At 69.8% G+C, this 19,334-nt stretch carries 17 protein-coding genes; all 17 read right to left on the reverse strand.

The window, feature by feature from the left end:
• Positions 1 to 33: 33 nt before the first annotated feature.
• Positions 34 to 837: a Trp biosynthesis-associated membrane protein gene (locus ACFVWR_RS05280; protein WP_387208746.1), complete on the reverse strand. Its 804-nt coding sequence runs from the start codon at positions 835 to 837 to the stop codon at positions 34 to 36.
• Positions 821 to 2,371 carry an anthranilate synthase component I gene (locus ACFVWR_RS05285; protein WP_387208748.1) on the reverse strand — a complete coding sequence of 517 codons (1,551 nt, stop codon included), beginning with the start codon at positions 2,369 to 2,371 and terminating at the stop codon, positions 821 to 823. The genes ACFVWR_RS05280 and ACFVWR_RS05285 overlap by 17 nt, the downstream gene beginning before the upstream one ends.
• Positions 2,368 to 2,793 (reverse strand): phosphoribosyl-AMP cyclohydrolase, encoded by a 426-nt coding sequence (gene hisI, locus ACFVWR_RS05290; RefSeq protein ID WP_387208750.1) that lies wholly within the window; start codon positions 2,791 to 2,793, stop codon positions 2,368 to 2,370. Before hisI ends, ACFVWR_RS05285 begins: the two co-directional genes overlap by 4 nt.
• A complete protein-coding gene (gene hisF / locus ACFVWR_RS05295) occupies positions 2,790 to 3,554 on the reverse strand; it encodes an imidazole glycerol phosphate synthase subunit HisF (RefSeq protein ID WP_387208752.1) in 765 nt (254 codons plus the stop codon). The genes hisI and hisF overlap by 4 nt, the downstream gene beginning before the upstream one ends.
• Positions 3,554 to 4,393 (reverse strand): ATP phosphoribosyltransferase, encoded by an 840-nt coding sequence (hisG, locus tag ACFVWR_RS05300; protein WP_387208754.1) that lies wholly within the window; start codon positions 4,391 to 4,393, stop codon positions 3,554 to 3,556. Before hisG ends, hisF begins: the two co-directional genes overlap by 1 nt.
• 47 nt (positions 4,394 to 4,440) lie before the next feature.
• Entirely contained in the window at positions 4,441 to 4,704 is a 264-nt protein-coding gene (locus tag ACFVWR_RS05305) for a phosphoribosyl-ATP diphosphatase (protein WP_387208756.1), read from the reverse strand.
• A gap of 9 nt (positions 4,705 to 4,713) precedes the next feature.
• Entirely contained in the window at positions 4,714 to 5,391 is a 678-nt protein-coding gene (gene rpe / locus ACFVWR_RS05310) for a ribulose-phosphate 3-epimerase (protein WP_387208758.1), read from the reverse strand.
• A 111-nt stretch (positions 5,392 to 5,502) separates the two neighbouring features.
• Complete coding sequence (locus ACFVWR_RS05315; RefSeq protein WP_387208760.1) at positions 5,503 to 6,957, reverse strand: RsmB/NOP family class I SAM-dependent RNA methyltransferase; 1,455 nt, start codon at positions 6,955 to 6,957, stop codon at positions 5,503 to 5,505.
• Positions 6,954 to 7,901 carry a methionyl-tRNA formyltransferase gene (locus ACFVWR_RS05320; protein ID WP_387208762.1) on the reverse strand — a complete coding sequence of 316 codons (948 nt, stop codon included), beginning with the start codon at positions 7,899 to 7,901 and terminating at the stop codon, positions 6,954 to 6,956. The genes ACFVWR_RS05315 and ACFVWR_RS05320 overlap by 4 nt, the downstream gene beginning before the upstream one ends.
• A gap of 93 nt (positions 7,902 to 7,994) precedes the next feature.
• A complete protein-coding gene (locus ACFVWR_RS05325; protein WP_387208764.1) occupies positions 7,995 to 9,992 on the reverse strand; it encodes a primosomal protein N' in 1,998 nt (665 codons plus the stop codon).
• 2 nt (positions 9,993 to 9,994) lie between these two features.
• Complete coding sequence (gene metK / locus ACFVWR_RS05330) at positions 9,995 to 11,188, reverse strand: methionine adenosyltransferase (protein ID WP_387208766.1); 1,194 nt, start codon at positions 11,186 to 11,188, stop codon at positions 9,995 to 9,997.
• A gap of 35 nt (positions 11,189 to 11,223) precedes the next feature.
• On the reverse strand, positions 11,224 to 12,555 hold the full coding sequence (locus ACFVWR_RS05335) for a bifunctional phosphopantothenoylcysteine decarboxylase/phosphopantothenate synthase (protein ID WP_387208856.1): 1,332 nt from the start codon (positions 12,553 to 12,555) through the stop codon (positions 11,224 to 11,226).
• A 112-nt stretch (positions 12,556 to 12,667) separates the two neighbouring features.
• Entirely contained in the window at positions 12,668 to 12,925 is a 258-nt protein-coding gene (gene rpoZ / locus ACFVWR_RS05340) for a DNA-directed RNA polymerase subunit omega (protein ID WP_387208768.1), read from the reverse strand.
• A 118-nt stretch (positions 12,926 to 13,043) separates the two neighbouring features.
• A complete protein-coding gene (gene gmk / locus ACFVWR_RS05345) occupies positions 13,044 to 13,976 on the reverse strand; it encodes a guanylate kinase (protein ID WP_387208770.1) in 933 nt (310 codons plus the stop codon).
• Entirely contained in the window at positions 13,973 to 14,854 is an 882-nt protein-coding gene (gene pyrF / locus ACFVWR_RS05350; RefSeq protein WP_387208772.1) for an orotidine-5'-phosphate decarboxylase, read from the reverse strand. The genes gmk and pyrF overlap by 4 nt, the downstream gene beginning before the upstream one ends.
• Entirely contained in the window at positions 14,851 to 18,150 is a 3,300-nt protein-coding gene (carB, locus tag ACFVWR_RS05355; RefSeq protein ID WP_387208774.1) for a carbamoyl-phosphate synthase large subunit, read from the reverse strand. The genes pyrF and carB overlap by 4 nt, the downstream gene beginning before the upstream one ends.
• The gene (gene carA, locus ACFVWR_RS05360) at positions 18,150 to 19,334 is read right to left on the reverse strand and encodes a glutamine-hydrolyzing carbamoyl-phosphate synthase small subunit (protein WP_387208776.1); all 1,185 of its coding nucleotides are present in this window, start codon (positions 19,332 to 19,334) and stop codon (positions 18,150 to 18,152) included. The genes carB and carA overlap by 1 nt, the downstream gene beginning before the upstream one ends.

Here is a 19,334-nt window from a genome sequence, read left to right on the forward strand (position 1 = left end):
CTAGCGAAGGACCCCGCGGCGCCGGCACCGCGGTCAGCGCGTCGGATCCTCGCCGCGGCTGAGCTCGTCCCAGCTGTCGATCGCCCTGTCCCGCTCGATCGCGGGCGCGCCCGGCGCATCCTTGTCACCGGCCTCTGCCGCTTCGGCCAGGGCCCGCGCCTCGGCCGCATCGGACACCTCGCCGTTCGCGCCCTCCTCGCCGGAGGCCGCGAACAGGTCGTCCGCCGAGGTTCCGCTCTCGTCGACGAACCGGGTCTGGTAGCGCTTCGACGGCCCAGGCCACAGACGGAACGTGATCAGCGCCATCGCGCTCGCGAGAATCAGCACGACTCCACCGGCAATGGCGATCGACGGCCAGAGTTGGGTGTCGACGCGCTCCACGAGATGGTCGACCGAGCTGTCCCCGGCGACACCGGTGGCCCCGGTGATCGCCGACGACGCCGCTTGGATCGGCGCCGCCAGCGCGCTCACGGCGGAGATCAGGATGCTCGCACCGAGCAGCACACCGAGCAAGGACAGCACGATGCGGAACACGGGCCCTGCGATCGCGAGCGCCGCCGTGAGTGCCAGGCCCGCGAGCGAGAGAGCCGTCAGAGCCGGCGCCGCGGCAGAACCCTGCACGACGATCGCGCCGGCGTGACCGGCGCCCGGCACGAGGAGCACGGAGAACCAGGTCTGCGTTGCCGCGAGCAACGTCAGGCCACTGCCGATCACGACAAGGAGCAGGGTCAGGTATTTGGCGCCGCGCGAGCCGCGACGAGCCGCCGGCGCATCCGTTGCGGCATCGGCGCCCTCGGCCGCCCGCGGGTCACCGCTCGGCTCAGTCGTGTCGGCCACCGCGCACCCGCCTCATCGCATTGGCCACGGCCACGGCTCGCAACGGGGCCGCCGCCTTGTTCTGCGACTCCTGGAACTCGCTCTCGGGGATGGAGTCGGCCACCAGGCCACCGCCGGCCTGAACGCGGGCCACCCCATCCATGATGGTCGCGGTGCGGATGGCGATCGCGAGATCGGCGTCGCCGGCGAACCCGAAGTAGCCGATCACTCCCCCGTACACCCCGCGCTGCGACGGCTCCAGCTCGTCGATGATCTCCAGTGCCCGCGGCTTCGGGGCGCCCGAGAGGGTGCCCGCCGGAAAAGTGGCCCGGAACACGTCGATCGCGGTCGCCGTCGGCAGCAGGTCGCCCTCCACCGAGGAGACGATGTGCATGATGTGGCTGAACCGTTCGACACGCATGAACTCGGTGACCTCGACCGATCCCGCCTCGCACACCTTCAACAGGTCGTTGCGGGCCAGGTCGACGAGCATGAGGTGCTCCGCGCGCTCCTTGTCGTCGGCGAGCAGCGTGGTCTCGAGGTCGAGGTCTTCCTCGGGCGTTGCTCCGCGCGGCTTCGAACCGGCGATGGGGTGCGTGAACGCCCGCCCGTTCTGCACCTTCACCAGGGCCTCGGGTGACGAACCGACGATCGAGTACGCGCCGCCGTCCGGCCGTTCCAGAGCGAGCAGATACATGTACGGGCTCGGATTCAGCGTTCGCAGCACCCGGTAGACGTCGAGCGGGTGCGCCGTGCACTCCAGCTCGAACCGCTGCGAGATGACGACCTGGAAGATGTCGCCGTCGACGATCCTCTCTTTCGCCGTCACCACGGCAGCGAGGAAGTCGTCGTGCTCCGTGTTCGACACGGGGTCCGCCGGCGTCGACAGATCGACCTCCGCGAGCCAGGCCTCCGCGGGCTGGGCGAGGCCGTCCTGCATCGCGTCGAGACGCTGCTGGGCCGCATCCCAGAGCGCGTCCGCGTCGTCGACACCGTCGTTCAGCACGTTGGCGATGAGCTGCACCGTGCCGGATCGATGGTCGATCACGACGAGGTCTGCGCAGAACGCCAGCGCCTGACCGGGCAGGTCGTAGTCGGCCGGTGGCTGGTGAGGGAGACGCTCGATCTGCCGGATGGCCTCCCAGCCGATGAAGCCGACGAGGCCGCCGGTCAGCGGTGGGAGCCCCGGAATCCGGGGGGTCTGCCACCGGGCGTAGAGCGCCGCGAGCGCCTCCAACGGCGGGAGGTCGGCAGCCGTGCCGATCGCGCGCTCGGCGGGCACGCCGTAGTCGAGCCAGCGCACCGTGTCGCCCTCTTGAGTGAGCACGCCGAACGAGGAGACGCCGACGAACGAGAAGCGCGACCAGATGCCGCCCTGCTCGGCCGACTCCAGCAGGAACGATCCCGGCCGGTTGGCCGCGAGCTTGCGATAGATGCCGACCGGCGTCTCGCCGTCGGCGAACAGCTCCCGCGCGACAGGCACGACCCGATGGTCCGCCAGCAGGGCGCGGAAGGCGTCGCGGCTCGTCGTGCCTGTCGCGGCGGTGGCGATCACGGTGCCTCCGATGTCTGAGCGGTGGATGCCGTCTCGCCGGCGGGCGCGGAACCGGGCGCCTCGCCCACGACCGGCGCGAGCTGGTCAGCGTCGAAACAGGTGCGGGTGCCCGTGTGGCAGGCGGCGCCGATCTGGTCGACGGTCACCAACAGGGTATCGCCGTCGCAATCGATGGCCGCGCTCTTCACGTACTGCACGTGGCCCGACGTGTCCCCCTTACGCCAGTATTCCTGGCGTGACCGCGACCAGAACGTCACGCGGCCCTCGGTGAGGGTGCGGCGCAGGGCCTCCGCGTTCATCCAGCCCATCATCAGCACCTCGAGGCTGTCCCACTGCTGAATGACGGCGGGCACGAGGCCGTCGCCGTTGAAGGCGACCCGTTCGAGGATCGCCGGGTCGACGTTCGTCTCCGTCGCGCTCATGATCTGACCTCCAGGCCCGCCTTCGCGAGCTCATCCTTGACGTCACCGATGGTCATCTCGCCGGAGTGGAAGACGCTCGCGGCGAGCACCGCATCCGCCCCCGCAGCGATGGCGGGCGCGAAGTCGGTGACCTTTCCCGCGCCTCCCGAAGCGATCACCGGCACGGAACTGATCCGCTTCATCAGCCCGATGAGCTCGGTGTCGAAACCCTCTTTCGTGCCGTCGGCGTCGATCGAGTTCACGAGCAGTTCGCCCGCGCCGAGCTCGATCGCCGTCGCCGCCCACTCCAGTGCGTCGAGCTCGGTCTCGGTGCGACCGCCGTGCGTGGTCACCACGAAACCGGAGGCGGTGGCCGCGGAGCGTTTGACGTCCAGCGACAGCACCAGCACCTGGGCGCCGAACCTGTCGGCGATCTCGGCCACGAGCGCGGGCCGTGCGATCGCCGCGGAATTGACGCCGACCTTGTCGGCGCCGCTCGCGAGCAACCGAGCGACGTCATCGGTGCTGCGCACGCCGCCGCCCACCGTCAGCGGGATGAACACCTGCTCCGCCGTCGCGCGCACGACGTCGTAGGTGGTCGACCGGTTGTCGACCGTCGCCGTGACGTCGAGGAACGTCAGCTCGTCGGCGCCCTGCTCGTAGTACGAGCGTGCGAGGGCGACCGGATCGCCGGCATCCCGCAGATTCTGGAAGTTGACGCCCTTCACGACGCGGCCGTCAGCCACGTCGAGACACGGGATGACCCTGACCGCGACGCTCATCAGATGCGCGCCGCGTGGATGGACGTGACGAGGATGGCGCGGGCGCCGAGCTCGTACAGCGCATCCATGATCAGGTTGGTCTGATCGCGCTCGATCATGACACGCACGGCGACCCAGTCGGGCTCGCCGAGAGGCGACACGGTCGGCGATTCGACGCCGGGGGTCAGCGCCACAGCGCTCTCGAGAAGCGAGACCGGCAGGTTGTAGTCGATCAGCACGTACTGGCGCGCGACCATCACACCCTGGAGGCGGCGCAGCAGCGTGTCCACGCCCGCGACCGTCGTCGGCGACGAGATCAGCACGGCCTCCGATTCGAGGATCACCGGCCCGAAGATCTCGAGACCCTGCTTGCGCAGCGTCGTGCCCGTCTCGACGACGTCGGCGACCGCATCCGCGACACCGAGACGAACCGCGGACTCGACCGCCCCGTCCAGCTTGACGAGCTCGGAGTCGATGCCGTTGTCGGCGAGGAAGGCGCCGACAAGGCCCGGGTAGCTGGTCGCGACGCGCTTGCCCTCGAGGTCGGCGAGCTCGCTGAACACGCCCGTCGGGCCGGCGAACCGGAAGGTCGATGCGGCGAAATCGAGCGACGCGATCTCGGCAGCCGGCGACTCGGAGTCGAGCAGCAGATCGCGCCCGGTGATGCCGACGTCGAGCGCACCCGATCCGACGTACGTGGCGATGTCGCGGGGGCGCAGGTAGAAGAACTCGACATCGTTGCGCGGGTCGGCGACGATCAGCTCTTTCGGGTCGCGGCGGCCGTGATAGCCCGCCTCCGACAGCATCTGCGCGGCGGTCTCGGAGAGAGACCCTTTATTGGGGACGGCGATTCTCAGCATGGGAAGACTTTCGTGTACTCGAGGTGATCAGAACGGCGGGGCCTGAATCACAGATGTCGGTACACGTCGGCCGGGGTGAGGCCTTTCGCGATGAGCAGCACCTGCAGGTGGTAGATCAGCTGCGAGATCTCCTCGGCCGTCTCGACGTCGGACTGGTACTCGGCGGCCATCCACACCTCGGCGGCCTCCTCCACGATCTTCTTTCCGATGGCGTGCACGCCCGCATCCAGCTCGCGCACCGTACCGGAACCCTCCGGGCGGGTCGCGGCCTTCTCGCTGAGCTCGGCGAAGAGGTCGTCGAAGGTTTTCACCACACCAGTCTAGGAGGTCGCGGCCTGGTGCAGGTGCCGGGCCGCCGTCTCCCGCAACAGACTGATCTGCTCGGCGGTGTTCTCCGCGCGGAACACGGCGGAGCCTGCCACGAACGTGTCGGCGCCGTTCTCGGCAGCGGTGACGATGGTCTCCTCGGTGATGCCGCCGTCGACCTGCAGCCAGACGTCGAGCCCCCGAGCCGTGACCGCCTGTCGCAACGACGCGAGCTTGGGCATGGTCTCCGCCATGAACGACTGGCCGCCGAATCCCGGCTCGACCGTCATGACGAGCACCTGGTCGAACTCCTCGAGCAGGTCGAGGTAGCCGTCGGCCGGCGTTCCCGGTTTCAGCGCGATCCCCGCGCGGGCGCCGATCGCTCGCAGGCGGCGCGCCAGCCGGATCGGATCAGCGGCGGCCTCGGCATGGAAGGTGACCGAGTATGCACCGAGTTCCGCGTACTGGAGGCCCCAGTGATCCGGGTCGTCGATCATCAGGTGCACATCGAGCGGGATCTTCGACACATCCTGGATACGACCCACCATCTGCGGGCCGAATGTGAGGTTCGGCACGAAGTGGTTGTCCATCACATCGACGTGCACGAGATCGGCGGACGCTATCCGGTCGAGGTCCCGCTCCATGTTCACGAAGTCGGCGGCCAGGATGCTGGGATTGATCCGTGCGGGCATGCCTCCAGCCTACGCACAGGGGTCCGGACACGCCGTCTCGAGGATGCGCCTGACGGCGTGTCGGGACCCCTGGATGCTCAGGCGTCGGGAGCGTCGGGAGCGTCGGGAGGGTCAGGCGCGCTTGGCGAGGAGCGCGATGAACATGGCGTCGGTGTTGTGGCGGTGCGGCCAGAGCTGCACCTGGGTCGGTTCGCCGGCGAGGTCCAGACGGGAAGAGGCGACGTCTTGGAGCACCGCGGCCGTCTCGACGGGTTCGAGCCCGCCGGCATGGCGGTCGAGGGCCGCGGCGACGACGGCACGCGTCTCGGCGATGTGCGGCGAACAGGTGACGTAGGCGAGGATCCCGCCGGGCTTCAGAGCGGCGACGGCCGAATCGAGCAGGTCGGCCTGCAGCACCGTGAGCTCAGCGACATCGCGCGGGGTCTTGCGCCAGCGCGCCTCCGGTCGGCGGCGGAGCGCCCCGAGGCCGGTGCACGGTGCGTCGAGCAGGATGCGGTCGAACGATTCCGGGTCGCTGCCGCCGACCGTCGTGCCGTCCTTCTCCCACACCGTCACGTCGAGCGGCACCGACGCGATGGCCTTGCGCACCAGTTCGGCGCGGGCGGGCACAACCTCGTTCGCGACGAGGGTCGCGCCGCCGGCCAGGGCCTCCGCCGCGAGCAATGCCGCCTTGCCGCCGGGGCCGGCGCACAGGTCGAGCCAGCGCTCGCCTTCGACGATCGGGCGGGCGCGACTGAGCGCGAGGGCGGCGAGTTGCGACCCCTCGTCCTGCACCCGGACGCGGCCCCCGTGCTCCTCCATCAAGCGCAACGGGTCGCCCCCTCCGCTCGTGAATCCGACCGGTGAGAACGCGTCGGGCTGCGAACCCTCCGGGGCTTCGGCGATGCCAGGAAGCGCGATGAGGTTCACCTTGGGTGCGTCGTTGTCGGCGGCGAGCAGCGCATCCAGTTCGTCTTCGCGGCCTTCCGCCTCCAGCGACCGGCGGAACGCCCGCACGACCCAGGTCGGATGCGAGGTGAGAGCGGAGAGCGCGTCATCGCCGTTGCGGGCGTCGGCGAGAACGCGTTCACGCCACTCCTCCGGCGTGTGCCGCCCGATCTCGCGAAGCACACCGTTGGTGAAGCCGGTCGCCGACCGCGATCCGACGCCGCGCGCGAGTGCGACGGACTCGTTCACCGCCGCGTGCGGAGCCACCCGGGTCGACAGCAGTTGGTGGGCGCCGAGCCGCAGCACGTCGAGGATGGGCGGGTCGATGTTCTCGACGGGACGACCGGACGCTCGGGCGATGACACGGTCGTAGTAGCCCTGCATCCGGAGCGTTCCGTACGTCAGCTCGGTCGCGAGACCCGCGTCGGCCGCCGACAGTCCGGCCCGGGAGATCCGGGTCGGCAACAGCAGGTTCGCGTACGCGTCCGACTCGCGCACGGCGGAGATGACGTCGTAGGCCACACGGCGCGCCGGCTGTACCGTCGACGGCCGCTGATCGTGCGCGTCTCGCCTGTCCCGCGAACGCCCGTCGCGCTGCGTGCGCCCTCGCTGGGGTCCGCGATTGTCGCGCTCGGTCAAGAGAGCACCACCTTCTCGCCGTTGAGGCCATGCCACCAGTCGACGGAGGCCATCGCGCGCTTTCCCGCCGGCTGAACAGTGAGCAGCTCGAGGGGATGCGTTCCTGTGCCGACGAGTACCCTCCTGCCGCGCAGCTCCACAGCGCCAGGCGCGGGAGAGTCACCGTCGCCGGCAGCCGCGGCGGCGTCGTCGTCGTCGGATGCCGCGGCGCGAGCGGCCAGGATCTTGAACCGGTCGCCGGCCAGCAGCGCGAACGCACCCGGTTCCGGCGTGACACCGCGAAGGCGGGCGTAGACGGCATCCCCCGGCAGCGTGAAATCGAGGTGCGCGTCCGCCAGGCCGAGCTTGGGCGCGAGCGTCGGCTCGCCCTGCTGCGGCACGGCGACAGCGGCTCCGGCGGCGAGGTCGTCGACGGTGCTCGCCAGCAGCGCGGCGCCCGACAGGGCAAGGGAGTCGAGGAGGGCTCCCGAGGTCTCGTCGGGTTCGATCGGCCGGCGGAGTACGGAGAACACGGCACCCGCATCCAGTTCGGGAACGAGCTGGAACACCGCGGCGCCCGTCTCGCGTTCGCCGGCGATCACGGCGCGCTGCACCGGCGCGGCCCCGCGCCAGCGAGGCAGCAGCGAGAAGTGCAGGTTGATCCAACCGAGCCGCGGCGTCGAGAGCAGCGGCTCCCGCACGAGGCCGCCGTAGGCGACGATCGCGCCGAGGTCGGGGGCGAGTTCCTGGATGCGGGCCGTCACCGACGCGTCGAGCCGGTTGGCCTTGATCGTCTCCAGGCCGAGCTCGGCGGCGGCGACCGCGACGGGCGACGGTGTGAGCACGCGCTTGCGCCCCACCTCGGCGTCCCGGCGGGTGATGACCGCGACGATCTCGTGCCGGGCCGCGAGCTCCCGCAGCGATGGAACGGCGGCGGCAGGAGTGCCGGCGAAGACGAGGCGCATGAAGGTTCTTTCGGTTCTGAGGAGGTCGGGAACGATTTTACCCGCCGACCCGGCACCCGAACGCCTGGCGGCCGCCCTGCGCGGGCGGTTCGGCTAGAGGATGTCGGGGTCGTCGAACCGAACGCGCAGGTTCGGCGCGGGGCGGAAGCCGGACTTGCCCGCGGGGGCACGGCGGCGGCGCGTCGCATTCCGCACGTAGGCCGCGCGCACGGCGGTCGCGACATCTTGACCTTTGGCATATTCGAAGCGGAGCGTGCTGCGCACCTGGCCATCGCCGTGCGGCGCCGGCCCCAGCACGTCGATCAGCAGTTCGGGGTCGACCGCGGCGACGGCCTCGGCGACGACCTCTGCTGCCCCGGTGATGGATGCCAGCCGCACCGCGGGCGGAAACCGCAGCTCGCGTCGACCGGCGAGCTCGGTGCGCGCGTACTCGGCCGTTCGGCCGGTGGCGAAGCTGCGGGCGAGCGGTCCGGAGACCCCCACCAGGATCGTCGGCGCACCCGGAGCGGCGAGGGCCGACGCGTTCGACCACCAGCGCAGGCAGTCCTCGGCGACGCGCAGCGTCTCTCGCGCGAGCATCCTCTCCCCGTCGAGCAGCAGCACCGCGCGGTAGCCCTCGGCAGCGATCGGCTCGGCGCCCCGGGTGGCGACGACGATGGCCGGTGTGCCACCGACGGTCTGCACCGGATGCTCGCCGTCGGACACGATCACGCGCACGCCGGGAAACGCGCGCCCGAGCTCCTCCGCGGTGCGCCCGGCGCCGACCGTCACCATCCGGAATCTGTCGTGCTCGCAGTTGTCGCAGCGCCAGTCGGTGGCGAGCGCGCCGCACACCCCGCACGACGGCGTGGCGCCGGCGCGGGACTGCCCCAGAGGGCCGTCGCACCGGTTGCAGCGGGCTGCGTGGCCGCACTTGGCGCAGGCGAGAACGGGCGCGTATCCCGGGCGCCCCACCTGGATGAGCACCGGCCCTTGTGGGTCGCCTCGTTCGCCCGTGAGCGCGGTGCGAGCGGCCTGCCACGCGGTCGACGGGATGCGCGCCGCCCGGGCGATCGGCTCGGCCGCCGGCTGATTCGCGGTGAGCACGACCTTGGGCAGCACCGCGCGCTCCGGTGCGACATCCTTCAGCCAGCCGAGTTCGACGAGCCGCTGCACCTCGACGCTCCGCGTGTGGCCGGCGAAGACGAGCGCACACTCCTGCAGCTCCTGGCGCACGAGCGCGGCGTCGCGACTGTGCACGTAGGGGCTCAGCGGCTCCGCGTGCAGCGGGTCGCTGTCGTCCCACACCGCGATCATCCCGAGACGCGCGGCCGGGGCGTAGACGACCGAACGGTTTCCGATGACGATTCGCGGGCCGCTCAGCGCGGCGAGAAAGGCCCGGTAACGGTCGGGATTCGACTGGGCGGCGTCCGCACGCACCACGGCGTCCGGCGGCGCGATCGCGGCAAGCGCGGCGGCCAGTTGGTCGAGGTCGCGGTAGTCGGGTACCGCGAGGATGGCGGACTCCCCTCGCGCCCAGCATCCCGTCGCCAGGGTGGCGAGGGTGACCGCCCACTCGCCCACCCAGCTTCCGTCGGGAAGCCGCGCCGGGCGCGGGATGGCGAAGAGCGCGATCCTCTCGTGCGCGGCGACGGCCGTCTCCAGCACGCGATCGCCGTAGCCGCGCACCGCCGGCTCGGCAGCGGCATGCTCAGTCGGCTCCCCTGCATCCCGGTCGGCGGCCAGCCAGGCCTTCTCGACCCGCACCTGGCGGCCGGGAACGGCGAGCCGAAGGATGTCGTTCGCTGTGCCCGCGCTGCGGTCGGCGAGCCGACGCGCCAGTGCCCAGACCTCCGGCGAGAGCACAGGTACGGGCGAGACCACCGAGTCGATCGGGCTCAGCGAACCGTCGAAGGCGCCGTCGGACGCGTCGACCACCTCGGCGATGTACCCGTCGGCGATCCGGCCGGCCGTGCGCAGCGGCACCTTGACCCGCACGCCGGAAACGGCCTGATCGGCGAGCTCGTCGGGGATGCCGTAGTCGAAGAAGTGATCGAGTTGCGGGAGAGCCGAGTCGATGACGACGCGAGCGACCCGCCCGGCCGCCGCCACGGTTAGAGTCTCGCGGCCGACCGGAGGTCGTCCACGCGGTCGAGGCGCTCCCAGGTGAAGTCGGGCAGTTCCCGGCCGAAGTGCCCGTAGGTCGCCGTCTGCGCATAGATCGGCCGCAGCAGGTCGAGGTCGCGGATGATTGCGGCGGGGCGCAGGTCGAACACCTCGCGGATCGCCTCGATGATGCGGTCGTCGGGCACGTTGCCCGTGCCGAACGTCTCGACGTACAGACCGACCGGCGCGGCCTTGCCGATGGCGTACGCGATCTGCACCTCGAGCCGGTCGGCGAACCCGGCCGCCACCGCGTTCTTGGCGACCCAGCGCATGGCGTAGGCAGCGGAGCGGTCGACCTTCGACGGGTCTTTGCCCGAGAACGCGCCGCCGCCGTGACGGCTGGCGCCGCCGTAGGTGTCGACGATGATCTTGCGGCCGGTGAGGCCCGCGTCGCCCTTGGGCCCGCCGATCTCGAAGCGACCGGTCGGGTTGATGAGCGTACGCACGTGCGAGGATTCGAGACCCGCCTCGTGCAACACGGGAGCGATGATCTCCTCGACCACCTCGGCTTGCAGCGTCTCGTTGGTCACGCTCGGAGCGTGCTGGGTGCTGAGCACCACGGTCTGCACCGACTTCGGCACGATGCCCTCGTACCCGATGGTGACCTGCGTCTTGCCGTCGGGGCGCAGGTAGTCGAGGATGCCCTCCTTGCGCACCGAGGCCAGCCGCTCGGCGAGCCGGTGCGCCAGCCAGATCGGCAGCGGCATGAGCTGCGGCGTCTCGGTGGTGGCGTACCCGAACATGATGCCCTGGTCGCCCGCCCCCTGGCGGTCGATGTCGTCGCTGCTCTGCTCGGCGCGCGTTTCGAGCGCGTTGTCCACACCCTGGGCGATGTCGGGCGACTGCGCGCCGATCGACACCGAGACACCGCACTGGTTGCCGTCGAAACTCACGTCGGACGAGTCGTAGCCGATCTCGACGATCTTGTCGCGCACGAGCGCGGGGATCTCGACGTACCCGTTCGTGGTGACCTCACCTGCGACGTGCACGAGCCCGGTGGTCACCAGGGTCTCGACGGCGACGCGGCTGTGCGGGTCGACGGTGAGCAGGGCATCCAGGATGCTGTCGGAGATCTGGTCGCAAATCTTGTCCGGGTGCCCCTCGGTGACGGATTCGGACGTGAAGAGGCGCAGATCTGCCATGGTTCTCCCTCATCGGGCAGCACCCGAAAGACTCTTTAGACGATGACGTCGAGAATACGATCGGCCACCGACAGCTTGGTGCCGGAGGCCTCCATCACTATATCTCCGCCCCTTCGGAGCACGACGACTTCATTGCTCTCTGTGGCGAAGCCCTGCGACCAGCCGACCTGGTTGATCACGAGGAAGTCGCATCCCTTGGCCGCGAGCTTGTGACGGCCGAGGTCGATGAGCGAAGACGGGTCGGGCTCGGTCTCGGCGGCGAACCCGATGATGACCTGGCCGTCGCGCTTGTCGCGCGAGAGACCGGCGAGGATGTCGGGATTGGCGACGAGGTCGATCGTCAGCCTCTCCCCCTCGTCGGCCTTCTTGATCTTCGATTCCCGCACCTCGGCCGGCCGGTAGTCGGCGACCGCCGCGGTCATGACCACGATGTCGGCGTTCGCCACGGCCTCCGTGACGGCCTGCTGCAGGTCGAGCGCCGTCTGCACGTCGACGACCTCGACATCGCTCGGCGGCTCGACCTCGAGATGAGCGGCGATGAGGGTGACCTCGGCGCCGCGTTCCCTGGCGGCCTGCGCCAGGGCGACGCCCTGACGGCCGCTGGACCGATTGCCGAGGAAGCGGACCGGATCGAGCGGTTCCCGGGTGCCTCCCGCTGTGACGACGACGCGCTTGCCCGCGAGGTCGTTGCCGCCGCGGGGCCGGCGTGCCGCTTCGTTCGCCCGGCGACGCTCGGAGAGCACGACGACCTCGTTGACGGCGTCGGTCAGCGCGGCGTCCTCCGACGCGGTCAGCGCCTCGTCAGCGGCCTCCAGCGCCTCGTGCCGCGCGGCCTCGGGATGCGCGCCGACGGCCTCGAGAGCCGCGCGGACGATCGTCGCGGGCTCCTCCATGCGGCCCGGCCCGGAATCCTTGCCCGTCAGCTGGCCTGAGGCGGGCCCGACGACGGTGACACCGCGGTCGCGCAGGGTCTTGATGTTGTGCACCGTTGCGGGGTTGCGCCACATCTCAGTGTGCATCGCCGGTGCGATCACCAGCGGAGCCGTGCTGGCCAGCACGGTGTTGCCGAGCAGATCGTCGGCGAGACCCGCGGCGAGCTTCGCGATCGTGTTGGCCGTCGCCGGAGCGATCACGATGAGGTCGGCCGACTGACCGATCGCCACGTGCCGCACCTCAGCGACGCCCTCGTAGAGGTCGGTCGCCACAGGGTTGCGGCTGATCGCCTCGAGCGTCGGACGCCCGACGAACCGCAGCGCGGCCTCGGTGGCGACGACGTGAACGGAGTGCCCCTCGAGCACGAGGGACCTGATCACCCCGACGGCCTTATACGCGGCGATGCCGCCGGTGACTCCGACGACAATGGTCAATCGTGCGCTCACGGCGGCATCTCCTCACACATCCCGGGCCACTCGCCCGGCGGCAGAACCTTAGCGGCTGCGCCTTTTCAGAAGCTGTGCTGTCTCGACGGCTCGGGGCCGGTTACTCGACGATGGGCTTGATGGTGAGCTTGTCTTCGTTGATCTCGTGCAGGGCGACCGAGAGGGGCTTGTCGTCGACACTGGAGTCGACGAGCGGTCCGACGTTGTCGAACAGGCTTCCTTCGTGGAGGTCGGCGTAGTAGTCGTTGATCTGGCGCGCGCGCTTCGACGCGAAGATCACGAGAGCGTACTTCGACTCGACCTTCGAGAGAACGTCGTCGATGGGCGGGTCGATGATGCCTTTGTTGCTGAGTGCCATGCGGGTAGTGCTCCTTGCCAGGTGGTGGCTCAAACGGTTCCGGTCGTCCTGGTGGACGAGTGCAGCGATGCTGAGTGCGGCGGCGCTTCGTGCGTCAGTGCCGACGCGAGAATACGGCCTACGAGCGCGACGGCGCCGCGCGGATCTTCATCAAGTCTACGACCTCCCGCGCCGCCTCGGCCACGTCGGTGTTCACGACACGGTGGTCGAACTCATCCTGAGCAGCCAATTCGACCTTGGCAGTCTCGAGTCTGCGCTGTTGTTCAGCGGGAGTTTCGGTGCCGCGACCGATCAGCCGACGCACAAGCTCTTCCCAGGTGGGAGGCAGCAGGAAGATGAGTCTCGCCTCCGGCATGGCCGCCCGAACGCTTCGCGCGCCCTGCAGGTCGATCTCGAGCAGAACGCTCTTGCCCGCCTCGAGCGCCTTGTCGATGGGGCCGCGCGGTGTGCCGTAGCGGTAGGCGTTGTGCACCGTCGCGTATTCGAGGAGCTCGCCGTCGGCGATCATCCTGTCGAACTCGGCGTCGTCGACGAAGTAGTAGTTGACGCCGTCGACCTCGCCCGGGCGCGGTGCGCGGGTGGTCGCCGACACCGAGAGCAGCACCTCCGGATAGTTCTCCCGGATGTACGTGGAGACGGTGCCCTTGCCGACCGCCGTCGGCCCGGCCAGCACGATGAGATGGTGCTTCTGCCGCCCGCTGCGCGACTCCCGCTCGATGAGGAACTCCCTCAGCCGCAGCCGCTGGTGGCGGCCCAGGCCGCCGAGCCGCTTGGCCGGCGAGATCGCGAGACGTTCGAGCGCGTCCTTCATCTTCGTCGTGCCGATGGCCGGAACGCTGAGCAGGAACTCGGTAACCCTCAGGCGCCCCTCGACGCCCTCCGGGTCTGCTGTGGCCTTGTCGAGCACGGCCAGCGGCGACACCTCGTGGGCGGCGATCGCCGCTTTGACGGCGGCGCGGGCACGGCGGGCCGCGACGGCGGCCTGGGATGCGGCGCGACGATCGACCTCGGGGGGCGCCGGTCGAGGAGAGACCGCCTGTGGATCCGTCATCGCCTTGCCGCCTCGAGAGCCCGGACCTCGTCGCTTCGCTTCGCGACCGCGTCGGCGAGGCCGGCGGGGCCCGCCTGAAGCAGTCCGCGCGACTCACTGACGATGACACCGTCGCTCAGGGAACCGAACACCCGGGCCAGGTCTTGCACCTTGGCGCCCTGATGCCCGAAGCCCGGAGCGAGCACAGGAGCGGCGTTCAGTTCCACGCGTGCGGCCGTGTCGATTCCGAAGGAGCCCAGGTCGAGGGTCGCACCGAGCACGAGCCCCACGGAGCCGAACGCGTGCAGCGACTGCGCGCGATTGAAAGAAGTCACGTCTTCGATGATCGCACGTGCCACCGTCCGGCCCGCACGCGGACCGGACTGCACGACGGCTTTCTGGATGCTCTCCGCCTCGGGATTCGACGTCGCGGCGAGCACGAACAGTCCCTTGCCGGCGGATTCGGCGAGCCGCATCGGCTCCTCGATGGAGCCGACGCCCTGGAAGGCCGCGATGGTCATCGCGTCGGCCTCGAGCGGCGACCCCGGCGTGAGCCAGGTCTCGCCGTAGGCCGCGACGCTCGTGCCGATGTCGCCGCGCTTCGCGTCCGCGATCACCAGGAGGCCTGCGGCGCGGGCTGCCGCGAGCACCTCTTCCAGTGCCGCGTATCCCGCTGCCCCGAAACGCTCGAAGAAGGCGACCTGCGGTTTGACGATGCCCGCCCGGCCGGCCGTCGCGTCAACGACGGCCAGGCCGAACTCGCGCACGCCGGAGGCCGAGACCGGAAGGCCCCAGCTCTCCAGCAGGTGCGAGTGCGGGTCGATGCCGACGCAGAGCCGGCCGCGGTCGGCGAAGACGCCGGCGAGCCGGTCGCCGAATGCCGCCACGACCGAGGTCATGCGCGCGCTGCCCGATCGAGTGCGTACTGCTGGAGCGACCGCACCTCGAAGCCCTCACGGATGGCGTCGACGGAGGCGACGGCAGCGCTCAGCTCGGCGATCGTCGTGAACAGCGGCTTGTCCCCCGCGACGGCGGCCGCACGGATCTCGTAGCCGTCTGCGCGTGCCGATCGTCCGCTCGGGGTGTTGATGACGACATCCACCTCGTTGCGGTTGATCAGATCGACGATGGTCGGGTCGTCCCCGTCGGCCTCGCTGAACTTGCGGACGACGCCCGCCGCGATCCCGTTGCGGTTGAGCACCTCCGCGGTGCCCTCGGTCGCCAGGATCTCGAAGCCCAGCTGCTGCAGGCGCAGCACCGGCAGCACGATGGAGCGCTTGTCGCGGTCGGAGACCGAGACGAACGCCGTTCCGCCGAGCGGCATTCCGCCGTAGGCGGCCGCCTGGCTCTTCGCGAACGCGCGGGGGAAGTCCTTGTCGATGCCCATCACCTCACCGGTGGAGCGCATCTCCGGGCCGAGCACCGAATCGACGACGTTGCCCTCCTTGGTGCGGAAGCGCTTGAAGGGCAGCACGGCCTCTTTCACCGCGACCGGGGAATCCATCGGGATGACGGAGCCGTCCTGGGCGGGCAGCAGACCCGACTCGATGAGCGAGGCGATGGTCTCCCCCACCATGATTCGCGACGCGGCCTTGGCCAATGGGATGCCGAGCGCCTTGGACACGAACGGCACGGTGCGGGAGGCACGCGGGTTCGCCTCGAGCACGTAGAGCACGCCGGCGCCGATCGCGAACTGCACGTTCAGCAGGCCGCGGACCCCGACACCTTGGGCGATCTTGAGCGTGGCGTCGCGCACGCGGTCGATCTCCCTGCGGCCGAGCGTGATCGGCGGCAGCGTGCAGCTCGAGTCGCCGGAGTGGATCCCGGCCTCCTCGATGTGCTCCATGACGCCGCCGATGTAGAGCTGCTCGCCGTCGAAGAGCGCGTCGACGTCGATCTCGATCGCGTCGTCGAGAAAGCGGTCGACGAGCAGCGGATGCGTCGAGTCGACGATCCCCTGGCCGGCGACGCGCTCGAAGTAGTCCGCGAGCGACGGGCTGTCGTAGACGATCTCCATGCCGCGACCGCCGAGCACGTAGCTCGGGCGCACCAGCACCGGGTAACCGATCTGCTCGGCCACCTGCACCGCGCCCGGATAGTCGTGAGCCGTGCCGTTGCGCGGCGCGAGCAGCCCGGCGTTCTCGAGGATCTCGGCGAACAGGCCGCGCTCCTCCGCCAGGTCGATCGCCTCGGGCGTCGTGCCCAGGATCGGCACGCCCGCGGCCTCCAGGCCCTTGGCAAGCCCGAGCGCCGTCTGGCCGCCGAGCTGAACGACGACGCCGACGAGCTCTCCGCTCTGGCTCTCGGCGTGGATGACCTCCAGCACGTCCTCCAGCGTGAGCGGCTCGAAGTAGAGCCGGTCGCTGGTGTCGTAGTCGGTGGACACCGTCTCCGGGTTGCAGTTGATCATGATCGTCTCGAACCCGGCGTCGCTCAGCGCGAACGAGGCGTGAACGCACGAGTAGTCGAACTCGACGCCCTGCCCGATGCGGTTCGGGCCGCTGCCCAGGATGACCACCTTGCGGCGGTCGCTCGGCTGCACCTCGGTCTCCAGGTCGTAGCTCGAGTAGTGGTACGGCGTGAGCGCCGGGAACTCGCCCGCGCAGGTGTCGACCGTCTTGTAGACCGGGCGGACGTCGAGGATGTGGCGGATCTCGCGCACGTCGGTCTCGCCGAAACCGCGCAGCTGGCCGATCTGGGCATCCGAGAAGCCGTGGTCCTTGGCGTAGCGCAGGGTGTCGGTGTCGAGCGTGTCGGCGTTCCTGATCTGCTCGGCGACCTCGTTGATGAGCACGATCTGGTCGAGGAACCAGGGGTCGATCTTGGTCGCCTCGAACACCTGCTCCATGGTCGCCCCGAGGCGCAGGGCCTGCTGCACGTCGACGATGCGCCCATCGGTGGGGATGCGGATGCTCGCCAGGAGCTCCTCGACCCGGCTCGCGGTCCGCTCGGCGTCGACGGGAGCCCAGTGGAACGACGAGCCCCGCTTCTCCAGCGAGCGGAGCGCCTTCTGCAGTGCGCTCGTGAAGCTGCGACCGATGGCCATCGCCTCTCCGACCGACTTCATCGTGGTGGTCAGCGTGGGGTCGGCCGCCGGAAACTTCTCGAACGCGAACCGCGGCACCTTCACCACGACGTAGTCGAGCGTCGGCTCGAAGCTCGCCGGAGTGACCTTCGTGATGTCGTTCGGGATCTCGTCGAGACGGTAGCCGATCGCGAGCTTCGCTGCGATCTTGGCGATCGGGAAGCCGGTGGCCTTGGAGGCGAGGGCCGACGACCGCGAGACGCGCGGGTTCATCTCGATGACGATGATGCGCCCGTCCGCCGGGTCGACGGCGAACTGGATGTTGCAGCCACCGGTGTCGACGCCCACGGCGCGGATGATGTCGATGCCGATGTCCCGCATCTTCTGGTACTCGCGGTCGGTGAGGGTGAGAGCCGGTGCGACCGTGATCGAATCGCCCGTGTGCACGCCGACCGGGTCGACGTTCTCGATGGAGCAGACGACGACCGTGTTGTCGGCGGTGTCGCGCATGAGCTCGAGTTCGTATTCCTTCCAGCCGAGGATGGACTCCTCGAGGAGCACCTCGGTGGTCGGGCTCTGGTGCAGGCCGTCGCCGACGATGCGACGCAGCTCGGCCTCCGTGTACGCGAATCCGGAGCCCAGGCCACCCATCGTGAACGACGGGCGGACGACCAGCGGGTAGCCCAGGTCTTCGGCGAACCCGACGGCCTCCTCGACCGTGTGGGCGATGTGCGACCGCGCCACCTCGGCGCCGGCCTCGATCACCAGCTCTTTGAAGATCTGGCGGTCCTCGCCCTTCTGGATCGCCTCGAACTTCGCGCCGATGAGCTCGACGCCGTACTTCTCGAGGATGCCGTGCTCGTGCAGCTGGATCGCCGCGTTGAGCGCGGTCTGGCCGCCCAGGGTGGGCAGGATCGCGTCCGGCTTCTCCTTGGCGATGATGGTCTCGATGACCTCCCAGGTGATCGGCTCGACGTATGTGGCGTCGGCGAAGTCGGGGTCGGTCATGATCGTCGCCGGGTTCGAGTTGACGAGGATGACGCGCACCCCCTCCTCGCGGAGCACGCGGCACGCCTGGGTGCCCGAGTAGTCGAACTCACAGGCCTGCCCGATGACGATCGGCCCGGAGCCGATGACCAGGACGGAGCTGATGTCGGAACGTTTCGGCATTAGTTCTTGCCCTCTTCGTCTGCAGTGGATGCGCCGGCTGCGTCGGCAGCGGCGGTCTCCGATCCCCGGATCATGTCCAGGAACCGGTCGAACAGGTAGTTGGCGTCGTGCGGGCCCGCCGCCGCCTCCGGGTGGTACTGAACGCTGAACGCGTTCAGGTCGAGGCAGTTGAGGCCCTCCACCACGTTGTCGTTCAGGCTGAAATGGCTCACCTCGACGCGACCGAACCCGGCGGGCGAGTCGAAGGTCCCCTCGACCGGGGCCTCGACGGCGAAGCCGTGGTTCTGCGAGGTGATCTCCACGCGGCCCGTGCGCTTGTCGAGCACCGGCTGGTTGATTCCCCGGTGACCGAACGGCAGCTTGTAGGTGCTGAGTCCGAGCGCGCGACCGAGCAGCTGGTTGCCGAAGCAGATCCCGAAGTACGGTACGCCGGCGCGAAGCACCTCCTGCAGCAGCGCGACGTGCTTGTCCGACGCGGCGGGGTCGCCGGGGCCGTTCGAGAAGAAGAGCGCCGACGGCTTCAGCTCCAGCACATCCCGCGCCGACACCATCTGCGGAAGCACGTGCACGTCGAGCCCGCGCCCGGCGAGGTTGTTGAGCGTCGAGGTCTTCACACCGAGGTCGAGCACGGCGACCGACCCGACCTTCTCCCCCACCGCGGGAACGGTGAACGGCTCGGGCGTCGAGACCTCGGCCGACAGGTTGCGGCCCGTCATGCCGGCGGCGTTCTGCACCAGGTCGAGCTGCTCGCCGTCGCTGAGCGCGAAGTCCGCACCCGAGAACACCCCGGCGCGCATCGCCCCGGCCGAGCGGATGTGGCGGGTCACCGCGCGCGTGTCGATGCCGCTGATGCCGACAACTCCCTGGGCGACCAGGTCGTCGTCGAGGCTGCGCTGCGCCCGGAAGTTGGACACGATGCGCGACGGCTCGCGCACCACGAAGCCGGCCACCCAGATCTGGCGCGACTCCATGTCTTCGTCGTTGGTGCCGGTGTTGCCGATGTGCGGCGCCGTCATGAGCACGATCTGGCCCGCGTACGACGGGTCGGTCAGTGTCTCCTGGTATCCGGTCATGCCGGTGGCGAACACCGCCTCACCGAACGTGCGGCCGACCGCACCGTATGCCCGCCCGACATGGCGGGTTCCGTCTTCGAGGACGAGGACCGCTGGTTCTGCACCTGCCAC

It is taken from the genome of Leifsonia sp. NPDC058292, from assembly GCF_042880955.1.
Taxonomy (GTDB): Bacteria; Actinomycetota; Actinomycetes; order Actinomycetales; family Microbacteriaceae; genus Leifsonia.